The sequence below is a fragment of the Rivularia sp. UHCC 0363 genome (assembly GCF_034931125.1).
Classification (GTDB): Bacteria; Cyanobacteriota; Cyanobacteriia; order Cyanobacteriales; family Nostocaceae; genus Rivularia.
This window is the reverse complement of record NZ_JAYGHM010000089.1, coordinates 16,096-27,321: the sequence shown is the minus strand read 5'-3', so window position 1 is coordinate 27,321 and position 11,226 is coordinate 16,096. Positions and strand designations below refer to the sequence as shown.

The 11,226-nt window shown below is 37.8% G+C and carries 9 protein-coding genes, 1 tRNA gene and 2 pseudogenes; 4 read left to right on the top strand and 8 right to left on the bottom strand.

Going from position 1 to position 11,226, the window contains the following annotated elements; all coding sequences use genetic code 11:
* Positions 1-510: pseudogene (locus VB797_RS31435) on the bottom strand (hypothetical protein); the annotation flags it as partial.
* A 423-nt stretch (positions 511-933) separates the two neighbouring features.
* On the opposite strand from VB797_RS31435, the gene VB797_RS31430 reads away from it, so the two are divergent.
* On the top strand, positions 934-1,194 hold the full coding sequence (locus VB797_RS31430; protein WP_323241714.1) for a hypothetical protein: 261 nt from the start codon (positions 934-936) through the stop codon (positions 1,192-1,194).
* 130 nt (positions 1,195-1,324) lie between these two features.
* Here VB797_RS31430 and VB797_RS31425 read toward each other — a convergent pair whose 3' ends face one another.
* From VB797_RS31425 to VB797_RS31405, 5 genes and pseudogenes are all read right to left on the bottom strand, one after another.
* Positions 1,325-1,603 (bottom strand): helix-turn-helix domain-containing protein, encoded by a 279-nt coding sequence (locus tag VB797_RS31425; RefSeq protein WP_416350960.1) that lies wholly within the window; start codon positions 1,601-1,603, stop codon positions 1,325-1,327.
* 109 nt (positions 1,604-1,712) lie between these two features.
* The gene (locus tag VB797_RS31420; protein ID WP_416350961.1) at positions 1,713-2,924 is read right to left on the bottom strand and encodes a tyrosine-type recombinase/integrase; all 1,212 of its coding nucleotides are present in this window, start codon (positions 2,922-2,924) and stop codon (positions 1,713-1,715) included.
* A 238-nt stretch (positions 2,925-3,162) separates the two neighbouring features.
* Positions 3,163-3,235: transfer RNA gene (locus VB797_RS31415), tRNA-Phe, on the bottom strand.
* Positions 3,236-3,640: 405 nt separating this feature from the next.
* Positions 3,641-3,817: a hypothetical protein gene (locus tag VB797_RS31410; protein WP_323241710.1), complete on the bottom strand. Its 177-nt coding sequence runs from the start codon at positions 3,815-3,817 to the stop codon at positions 3,641-3,643.
* A gap of 491 nt (positions 3,818-4,308) precedes the next feature.
* A pseudogene (locus VB797_RS31405) lies at positions 4,309-4,536 on the bottom strand (winged helix-turn-helix domain-containing protein); the annotation flags it as partial.
* Between the two features lie 326 nt (positions 4,537-4,862).
* Between VB797_RS31405 and pgmB the strand changes: the two are divergent.
* Both pgmB and VB797_RS31395 read left to right on the top strand, forming a co-directional pair.
* Entirely contained in the window at positions 4,863-7,742 is a 2,880-nt protein-coding gene (gene pgmB / locus VB797_RS31400; RefSeq protein ID WP_323241709.1) for a beta-phosphoglucomutase, read from the top strand.
* 80 nt (positions 7,743-7,822) lie between these two features.
* A complete protein-coding gene (locus VB797_RS31395; RefSeq protein ID WP_323241708.1) occupies positions 7,823-7,987 on the top strand; it encodes a hypothetical protein in 165 nt (54 codons plus the stop codon).
* Positions 7,988-8,038: 51 nt separating this feature from the next.
* On the opposite strand, the gene VB797_RS31390 is transcribed toward VB797_RS31395, so the two are convergent.
* Both VB797_RS31390 and VB797_RS31385 read right to left on the bottom strand, forming a co-directional pair.
* Entirely contained in the window at positions 8,039-8,734 is a 696-nt protein-coding gene (locus VB797_RS31390) for a VIT1/CCC1 transporter family protein (protein WP_323241707.1), read from the bottom strand.
* 90 nt (positions 8,735-8,824) lie between these two features.
* A complete protein-coding gene (locus VB797_RS31385; protein WP_323241706.1) occupies positions 8,825-10,351 on the bottom strand; it encodes a SulP family inorganic anion transporter in 1,527 nt (508 codons plus the stop codon).
* A gap of 476 nt (positions 10,352-10,827) precedes the next feature.
* Between VB797_RS31385 and VB797_RS31380 the strand changes: the two genes are divergently transcribed.
* Positions 10,828-11,106: a peptidase gene (locus tag VB797_RS31380; protein ID WP_323241705.1), complete on the top strand. Its 279-nt coding sequence runs from the start codon at positions 10,828-10,830 to the stop codon at positions 11,104-11,106.
* Positions 11,107-11,226: the final 120 nt, after the last annotated feature.

Sequence of the window (11,226 nt, the reverse complement as noted above, 5' to 3'; positions counted from 1 at the left end):
AGCAATATTTATTAAGCCAGGATTGATATTTCCTTGAACTGAAAACGATGATTTGAGAATAGTGTGATTTTCCGGTGGTTCGTCGTTGATAATATGTTGGTCTTCTACTTGCAATCCTGGTGTCAACGTTATGTATCCAGGTGATGGAGAAGAATTTGTTAGATTGTTTTCCGATTCTGTTGCAGCAATTGTTCTTGTTTGTTCTTTTGAGATAATATTACCTTTTTCGGATTCGATATTAAGCTGCTGCTGGTTGAAAGGGATAGTATCAGTTGTCTTAGTAGGATTATTTGTGAAAGAAAAGTTGAATCCAGCCAGTTGATTTTCTTCAAAGACTAAATTCATTTGTATTTCTTTACCATGTTCTAAACTCACCTCCCTTAAAGCTGCTTGTAAATCCTTTATATCGGCTAGATGATGCCTCGCCTCCAATACTTGATTTACAACATCAGATATATACTTTAATTCTTCTGGCTCTGTTAGAAAGCAGTTATCAATTGAATGGTTCATGATTATATGTGATAACTATGTACATTCGCAGTTATACCTCTTCTAATTTTTTACTTATCTCTAGTTTTTGTAGGGATAAGCTCTTTACGTTATTAACGTAATTTTCATTCAAATTCTGCTAATCAATATTTCCCTTGTGACGTAAAGAGATTTATTACTATAGTAATAAAAATATCTATCACCATAGTGATAGAGAGATAAAAATCAAATGCTTGAAGATATTGCCTAGTAATTATTTGAACAAAAAAGGTTATGAAGCTAGCTATAAGAGAATATTTTTTATTCTGTTGTAAAATAATTGCCGCTCAAAAATAACTATGTATAAATAAATAGTAAATAACTGTTTTTTTAGTTTGTGTAACTCAACTTGTAATAGATACAAAATTATTTGATAAATATTATGGTTTTGTAGGAATTAAGATTATGTTCCAATTTGTGACAAAGCAGCAAGCATCAGAAATACTAAATATGAGCTTTTCTACACTTAAGAAATATCGTTTAGACGGCACATGGATTGAAGGAACCCATTGGGTAAAATTAAATAGTCGTTGTATTCGATATAATTTAGAGCTTATTCAAGATTGGTTCCATAATCATCAAGACCCAATTGCTCATCATAGAGCGATTGATTTATATCATGCTAGTTTAGTTAGTAACCAAAAGCGTACAAAGCGAAAAGCTTGAGGATATTGGTAAATTTTTTAAAAGAAGCGGATACTCCTTTACTTTTCCTTGTTATTGTGAATAATGCGATTCTTTATTCATTAATTAATACACACTTTTGTTTTCGCCCGACTAATTAGATTGTTTACTCTTAACCACAATTTCCATATCGTAACAAGACAGCATTTAAGAAACGAAAAAGCCTTTCTGTTGAAAAACCCGACAACTTACCTTTCATCAAAGCAGAAAACTTCTGTTCTTCAATTTCTAGTAATTGTGCGGCTTCTACTTGAGCTATATTATTTTGGGTGATTATTCTGCTAATTTTACGTGCTAATTCGGCTTTTACAAGTAATTCATCTGGATTTGCTAAACCTAAGTCAGCAAATACATTTCCACTACTTTTTTGAATGTTTATTTCTTCATTCATAATTATTTAACTTTGATTTTTTACTACGTTTATAGTGATGAAAAAAGCAATACTCACTGTTAACTTTGATAGCTAATGGCTAAGTGAGTATCGCCTATATTATAAAATCCTAAAACTCCGGCAAGAAAATCTCTCGACTTTGCCCCGCATAATGTCGGTAAATAATTTCTGGCGAATTACCTACCATTTTGGCTAAATCCTTCACATCTACCCCATTCTTCAAAGCCATCGTAATAAATGTATGTCGGGTTTGGTAAAGCTTCCGATACTCAACACCATCAAGCATGGATAGCACAGTCTTCCAAGCCCGTCTACTTACGTTTTGCACATCTATCCACTTACCTTCAGGTGAGGGGAAAACCTTAGTTTCACCAGACACATCAGCAGGTTGAATTGATTTTAAGAATATAGCCAAGCGGTTATTAATTGGAAAAACTCGCTTCCTTTGCGTTTTCAAACCTGGTTTGCAAGTTAATCCTGATTCAGAAATCACTACCGCTTGCTCAAACCGAATCTGAGTAAAGTCATTACTTATATGCTTCCATTGCAAACCCACAGCTTCAGATGGGCGGCAGCCCGTCATGAAAAGAAATTCAATGAACGGTGCATAGTGAGTGTAATACCGATTTTCCTTGAACGCTTCAAGAATGCGATCGCGCTCCTCAACGTTAAAAGGATTAATATCCGTCTCCTCGGAATTACCATGTCGTACTTTAATATCGCTCGCCATATCCGCAAACGGATTATCCTCAATCAATTGAGATTTCACAGCCCAATTGCAACAAGCCGAAAACTGAGTCAGTATTTTTTTGGCAGATAACGGACTTCTATTGGCAATTAGCCAATCGCGAATTGCCACAGCTTTATCCAAAGTCTTCACTGGCAGATGCACGTTAATTAGGCGATAAATTTTTTTGTAATCCTTCGCCAAAGTACTAGGAGATAAACTTGAGCGCTTATATTCGGTATAACTGTCCCACAAATCAGCTAAAGAAGCATAACTTTCTGGAGAAGGTTCGACGGGTGACTTCTCGCTGTGTGCAGATGGTGTAAAGATGGCTTGCTGCGATTCCGGCTTGTACCGAACCAAAGTGATATCAAAATTGTTGCAGAGTATATCCAACTCAATTTGTTTAGCTTTCATCTCCGCTAGCTTGCGGTTGGCTTTGGTATCAGTAAAACCCGTTGATAAATAATGACGTTTACCCCCAAAACTAAAAACAAGTTGTAAACGCTCATTTGAAGTTTTGATTTGGACAGTACCCTTGCTTGCTTTATGCCTGGATTTTTGGGAACCCACAGGTGACTCCTGAACAAACATACGTGAAGACAAAGAGAAAATGCGATCGCTGGTTTTCTCTATTGCCTTTGCTGGACTTGAAATCAGTGCGCTCTGATTTACCCCAACTTTACCCCAATAAATTGTCCAACCTCGCCCAAAAATGTCCAACGTGGGGGTAAATTTACACCCAACTTACACCCCTCGAATCGCTGAAATGGGGTTTTTGCGGCATTAAAAAACCCCTACAAGCTATAGCCTGTAGGGGTTTTGTATTGTATGCCAGGAACCAGACTTGAACTGGTGACACGAGGATTTTCAGTCCTCTGCTCTACCGACTGAGCTATCCCGGCACGTTTGAGTCTGTGACTGCTGTCTCTTTATTTAGTTAGTCATCTACTTAGTAGATATTAGCTATTTGATAGACACTAGGATAGCCAATGGGTTTCGGAACTAACCAGATATCAAGATAACATGAGCTATCTATGAAGTCAATAAAATAATCTAAAGCCAGCAAAGTAAGGTAAAAAGTAAGTAGAAGTTAGCTATCTTTTGTGAAACTATTGCTGGGTAAGCATTGTACTAACTGAAACTGAGCATCGCTATGATAAAAGCAACGATAAGCAAGAACTACGATTATTTAGGAAGAATCCCTGCCAATGTTAAATATTTTTATGTCTCACCAACTCAAAACTCTTATAACAAAGCGGATCAAAAATAATCTTAACCCGCTCAGCGGCACTTTCCATCTTTAATAGTTAATACTCTTTATTTTTAGTACGATCGCCTTCGTATGGTTGTACTCCTGATTTCGGATAGTCATCATCGCTAGGACTAAAAATTCTCGTTGCTCCGTTGGTTGCAAAATTAACTAACTTTTGTGGAAATTCTACAATTGATTTAATCATTTGCCGAGCTTTAGATGCAGTAGACATAATTAATTATCCAGTTTTACTTAATAGAAAAATCTTTGACAAATCTTTGTCTTGTAAGCGGTTCTGCTAAATTTAATCCTTCACAACCAAGAGGATTTTCTTCATTTAATAATTCACTCTTAGCAGAAAAAACTTTGGCTTATGGGTCAAGACTTGAAGCAGTGTAAAGTACTTGAGCTACAGAATAAATCATTAAATTGGAACCACCTCCATAGCAAAAATCGGATAGATTTACATGAATTCCTGTTTCGTAAATTCGCAATTCTATAATGACGTAGAGTATCTATTTCTTTAAGTGGTTGCCAGCTTTTTTTGGACATATATTTACTCCGTACAATCTTGATCGCAATTTTAATTTTGAGCTTTTTCCTTAGCTCTACTTTCACTCTAGAAAAAAAACTTGAGGAACTTGTGAGGATAAGGGAAGAACTACCAAACCACCCGACTTATAAGTACAAATAAAAAACTGTTCGCTGCTCAGGGTTAACAATTGGCTTTAACCGATACCCAATCCTATACACAGTTTCAATCAAATCACTTAGTACATCTTTCGCTTTAAGCTTAATTCTCAATCTTTTTATACAAGTACGAACGGTTTTTTCAGAAAAAAGGTCTTCGTAAGACCACAGATGCTCTAAAATCATGCCACAGCTAAATACATGGCGGCTATGACGTAAAAATAGTTCTAATCACGAATATTCTTTAGGAATTAAAGATAAATGGTTCTCCTCACAATTTCCTCATTTTTTTAATTTAACTTTAAATGGAATAGATTAATCAAAATGCTCCTATTAAAATTAGGACTTACGCAAGCCTTGCTTTTTAAAGGGGTTGGGAGGATGTAATGTTGTGAAATATTAGTTTTTATCTTTCTTAAGGTACACAGTACGCTAAAGCTATTTTTGCATAAGTCGTATGTATCTTGACTTGCGAATGATTAGATTGTTAATCTGATTACTATCTACAAAGATAATGTTATATAAAATCAAGTAACTTGGTTGAATATATACACTTAATCTTATAAACACAAATAAAATTAATAGCAATGAATCAAATTACTTTAGATCCCCATTTACTTTACGAAGATTGGATTCTCACAGAAAATTATTTCGACCCAGACCAACTCAACTATAAAGAAACCGTGTTTACCATTGGTAATGGTTATTTAGGTACACGAGGAAGTTTTGCAGAAGGATATCCTGGTGCAGAAGCCGCTACTTTAATCAATGGTGTCTATGATGATGTTCCGATTTACTATACAGAACTTGTCAATTGCCCTGATTGGCTGCCTTTATACATTATTATCGATGACGAAGAATTTCGTTTAGATAAAGGCGAAATATTTAGCTACCAGCGTCAGTTAGACTTGAAGCGGGGAATATTGAGTCGTAAAATTAGCTGGTGCAGTCCCAATGGTAAAACCATCGACTTATACTTTGAATGCTTTGCGAGTCAAGCAGATCAAAATGTTTTGGGATTACGCATTCAATTAACACCGATTGATTTTGATGGTAAAATTCGGATTCGCGGTAGCATTGATGGTAATCCGGAAGATAAAGATGGATTTAACCCCTGGCTAATTCTTGACCAAGGTTATGGTGCAGCTAGTTCTTGGTTGCACGTTCGGACTAGAACTTCCCGCATTCAATTGGGGATGGCATTTAAGTTATCAGTATCGGGAACTAAAGCTACATTTCGAGATATTAGCGTTCCCGGTTTTCCGACAGTGGAAGCGAAGGTTGATGCTGTTCGAGGAGCTACTTTTACTATAGAAAAATTGGTTACAGTTTTTACTTCACGAGAGGTAGAAAATCCTGCTTTAGTCGCTTGCGATAAGTTGCAGGAGCTACCAACTTACGAAGATTTGCGAAAAAATCACGAACAAGCTTGGCAAGCAATATGGCATCATAGCGACATCGTAATTGAAGGAAGCGCTCAAGCTCAATTAGTCTTACGGTACAATTTATTCCAGTTATTAATTAGCGCTCCGCGTCATGACGACCGAGTTAGTATTCCTGCCAAAACTTTATCTGGCTTTGGATATCGCGGTCATATTTTTTGGGATACCGAATTTTTTATCCTGCCATTTTTTATCTTTACTCAACCCGATATTGCTCGTAATTTACTTACCTACCGCTACCATACTTTGGAAGGAGCGCGACGCAAAGCAAAATATTACGGCTACCGGGGTGCCATGTATGCTTGGGAAAGTGCTGCGACTGGTGATGAGGTAACTCCCCGTTGGGCCCCAGCAAAGCATTTGTATGAAGAAGATATCCGCATTTGGTGTCGCGATCGCGAAATTCATATTAGTGCAGATATCAGCATTGCGGTTTGGCTATACTGGCAAGTTACGAACGATCATGAATGGATGCGCGATTACGGTGCAGAGATTATTCTTGATACGGCTTTATTTTGGAGTAGTCGCGTTCATCTTGATGTCAAACGCGAGTGTTATTCCATTGTTGATGTAATTGGACCTGATGAGTATCACGAAAATATAGATAACAATGCTTTCACCAACCGGATGGTACAATGGCACCTACAAAAAGCTCTTAATGTTTACGATTGGTTGAGCAAAACTTTTCCCGAAAAAGCTGAAGAACTCGAACAAAAGCTGCAAGTCACTCCTAAGCGTCGCATCCGTTGGCAAGATATTGCCGAAAATCTTGTTATTCCCTATGATTCACAAACGGGACTTATCGAACAATTTGAAGGCTTTTTTGAATTAAAAGATCTCAACCTTGCCGATTACGAACCGCGTACTGATTCAATGTTATCGATTTTAGGTATCAAGGAAGTTAACAAGCGGCAAGTAATTAAGCAACCAGATGTATTGATGCTACTTTATTTAATGGAGAGAACCGCCGAAACCGATTACGGTAAAGAAGTTCTTCAGAAAAACTGGGATTATTACGCACCACGTACTGACATTACTTATGGTTCTTCTTTAGGTCCTGCGATTCACGGACTAGTAGCAGCTTCTTTAGGTAAAACGGGAGAAGCTTACGAAAATTTTAGATTAGCAGCATTAGTGGATTTAGAAAATACACGCGGAAATGCTGCCGAGGGAATTCACGCTGCATCTTGCGGGAGTATTTGGCAAGCTGTGATTTTTGGGGTTGCAGGTATCCAATTTACTAAGGATGGTCCTGTGGCAAAACCTCATCTACCTCCCACCTGGAAACGACTCCAGTTTAAACTACACTGGCGCGGAGAGTGGCAAGACTTTGATCTTAAACCAGAAATTAAGACTTTAAAATCGGAAATCAAAGGCATTATTTTTGACTTGGATGGCGTACTCACGGATACAGCAGAATTGCATTATCAAGCTTGGCAAAAACTAGCAGACGAAGAAGATATTCCCTTTGACCGCGAAGCTAACGAAGCATTACGGGGAATTTCGCGTCGAGATTCATTAATAAAGATAATTGGGGATAGGAATTATTCGGAATCACAAATTCAAGAGATGATGGAGCGTAAGAATAGCTATTACGTAGAATCGATCCAACAAATCACACCACAAAACTTGCTACCAGGAGCCGGTAATTTGATCGACGAATTGCGTTCCAAAGGAATTAAAATTGCAATTGGTTCGGCAAGTAAAAATGCCCGTAACGTAATTGAAAGACTCGGAATTGCCGATCAACTAGATGCGATCGCCGATGGTAACAGCGTCAATCGTTCTAAGCCAGCACCAGATTTATTTTTATATGCAGCCAGTCAGTTAGAATTAGAACCAACTGATTGCATTGTAGTAGAAGATGCAGCTTCCGGAGTTGAAGCGGCTCTTGCTGGAGGAATGAGAACTATAGGAATCGGTTCAATTGAAAGAGTTGGTGCGGCTCACATTATTTTACCGAATTTAGAAGGTGTTACCCTCAAAGATATTCAGCATAAGTTGAGTTTTTGTTTAGGTACGTGATTCATCTTTGTGGAGCTTTTAGTGTTTGCTGATAATTTACACAAAGTACTTCACCACAGAAATTATGAAGGGTCAAAGTAGTGCGAGCATCCCGGTCGCTGATTGCTTTAGCATTTTTAGCAGTCGTTCCTTCTGCTTTTGAGAAAGATGGTTTTTTACTGGCATACCTGGCTGGCGATCTGCTTGCAGCAGCGCTGAGTCCCAAGGGGACACGCTTACGCGAACGCTATCGCACGCTTTATTAATTTTTGTATTATACAATCAAGCTGCGTAGCAGCTTAGAAAAGTATAGTATTTCACCCAATCGCACGAGCAATTCCGAAAGCTGCTGCTGCTGCCAAACCTCCGACTAAAATAGTTTGCTGTCCGCTACGCATGGGATGTACTCCAGTAAAATATCCTTTAACATAACCAAAAGCAAATAATGCTACCAGAGTGATCACTGTAGAAAGCAATAGAGCATCAGAAATATTTTTAACAAATAAGTACGGAGCGAGCGGAATCAAGCCACCAAAAATATAAGAACCTCCGATAGTTGTGGCACTTTGCAAAGCACGCTTCGGATTGGGTGGTTCAAGTCCCAACTCAAAACGCATCATAAAATCAGCCCATCGCATCGGTTCTGCACATATTGCCTTAACAACAGGAATAATTTGCTCATCGCTGACACCGTATTCGCGGAAAATATCAGCAACTTCCTCGGACTCATGATTGGGAATTTCTCTAATTTCTCGTAGTTCCCGTTTGCGTTCCGCTTGATAGTGTTCAAAGTCAGTCCTAGCAGCAAGATACCCACCCAAACCCATAGCGATCGCACCTGCTGTAATTTCTGCCATTCCTGCGGTGACAACTAAATTTGTTGATGATAAAGCTCCTGATAAACCTGCTGCGAGTGCAAAGGGAACTGTTAAGCCATCAGCCATACCAATGACAACATCGCGGATAGTTTCTGAGGCTGTAAAGTGTTTTTCTATATGTACTATTTGAGACATGATAATTTACTTAAATACAATCAAAAAAATATAACTGGGGACTTGCATGAAAATAAAGTACAGCCCAAATTCTGTTTATTTCCAAGATTATTAAAGAGTATGAGAAGAACGACGAAAAATTCTTTCGAGACAATCCCACTGAATAATTACAGAGTTTCCTTTATTTTGTTGTTCTTTTTCCCACATTGATAACCAGTCGAAACACGAGTGGTCAATATAAGTCAATTTATCAAAAGACACATACAAATCAGTATTTGGCGGTATCGGCTCTAAAACAGAAGATAGTTTTGGTAGCATCATAAATGTTGCCACACCTTCTAAATAAATATCAATTCGCCGATTTTGCTCATCCTTCTTCAGATAAATATTGAGATTAGATATTTTGTAAATCAGCGTTCCGATTGTCAATACCACACCGATAATTACACCTGTGAGCAAATCAGTCACAATAATACCCGCAAAAGTACCAAAGAAAATTACCAAAGGCATACGTCCGTACTGTTTTAGTTTGCGAATATTCTTCACTTCTACTAATTTGTAGCCAGCAACAACCAGAATTGCAGCCAGACTAGACATAGGAATCATCCGTAATAAACTGGGTGCAGCTACAACCAAAGCTAAAATCCAAATGCCATGTAAAACCGTTGACAATCGGGTTTTGGCACCAGCTTTAACGTTGACAGAACTGCGAACAATTACTCCTGTAATTGGTAATACTCCCAAAAAACCGCAAACCATATTTCCAAGACCTTGTGCTGCCAATTCGACATCAAAATCAGTTTTTTTACCTTGGTGTAATCGATCTACCGCAGTTGCCGAAAGTAGGCTTTCTGCACTAGCAATAAAAGCTATTGTCATACTTGCTATCAGAAGCTGAAGATTTGCAAGATGAGTCAAGCGCTCAAAAGTCGGAAATTGAAATACTTTAGATAGATTAAGGGGTACATCAACGTAGGGAATCGGTAAATGCATGACATTGGCGATCGCAGTTGCAAGTACTACTGCAATTAGGGTTCCTGGTAAAAGTTTTAAGGTTTGTGGTTTGAATTTTTCCCAGAGAATTAGGGTAATTAGGGTAATTATACCAATTGCTGCTGCCATTAAATGCTTAATACTATCGGGTGCAACAAAAGCATGGACAATAGACATGGGAATATCGATCAGATTTTCGATACCAGTTGCACGGGGCTTTTGGATAAGCATTACATGGAATTGAGAACCTAAAATTAACACACCAATACCCGCAAGCATTCCATAGATGACTGCTGGAGACATGACGCGGAATACTGTACCAAACTTAAAGACTCCTGCCAATAATTGCAACAAACCAGCTAGCAGCAGAACTGGACCAAGCATTTCTATACCGTAATTGCGTACCACCTCGGCAACAGTGACAGCTAATCCAGCCGCAGGTCCACTAACCTGTAGAGGAGAACCGGAAATAGTTCCAACAATGATTCCACCAATAATTCCTGTGACTAAACCGCTAATTGGTGGCACTCCAGAAGCGATCGCAATCCCCATTGAAAGTGGTAGAGCAACAAGAAAAACAACAAAAGACGCTAGTATATCTTTGCTCAAAGAAGATGTAACTTTGATACCTTGGATGTTTCGCATAATTCCATTCCCCAGATTATCGTTAGATGCATTCCCTAAACTGAATAAGAAAGGCGATTTTGATTTGAAAACTCGCCTTTAGATGTTGTAAATCAAGTAAAAACTTCTTTCAAACTACATTTGATTCAATTTTTGGAACATTGGTAGAGTGCATAGGACGAATATTTTTTTCTTCAAGTAAGTAATGATAAACCAAAGCTGCGAAGGCTCCACCACGCAATTTTAGAATTAAACATAAACAAACTTAAAATATCTACGTCAAAATCATAGGACATCGAAAGTAAAAAACTCGGAAAGAACAAATATAGTCTTCTTTCCGAATTCTTTACCTACATCGTTATAATCTCGGATTGAGGTATTTGTATTGCCAAAACCTCTCACCTTAAATTCGGGTTTTGTATTCTGAAGCTCGATTTTCCTATTATTTATCTTGGTTTATAGTTGTAAAATTTATTGTTCTTAACTAAGTAATTATTATGAAACGTGTTTTTCGCAAATATCATCGGGTAATCGCCATTATTATATCCTTACCTGTAGCTTTAACTGTACTAACTGGAATGATTGTGACGATGGTTGGTGAGTGGGGTCTAAATATTGGGTTAACTCGCGGTTTTCTACTGAGTCTTCATACGGGAGAAATTTTTCATCTCCAAGGGATTTACCCGATTTTAAATGGATTAGGATTAATTGGACTGTTGGTGACAGGACTGAGTATGTCGGGTTTGTTTGATAGGAAGAAGCAGAAAACTGGTTAAATAATTTTGATTAGTTTCAGTCACATTTATCTAAATAAGCTAAATTATTTTTCAGCAGCTTGCTTAGTTACACAAATTGTAACTTCACAAGGCAAATAATTAGGAAATAAATATTATTCT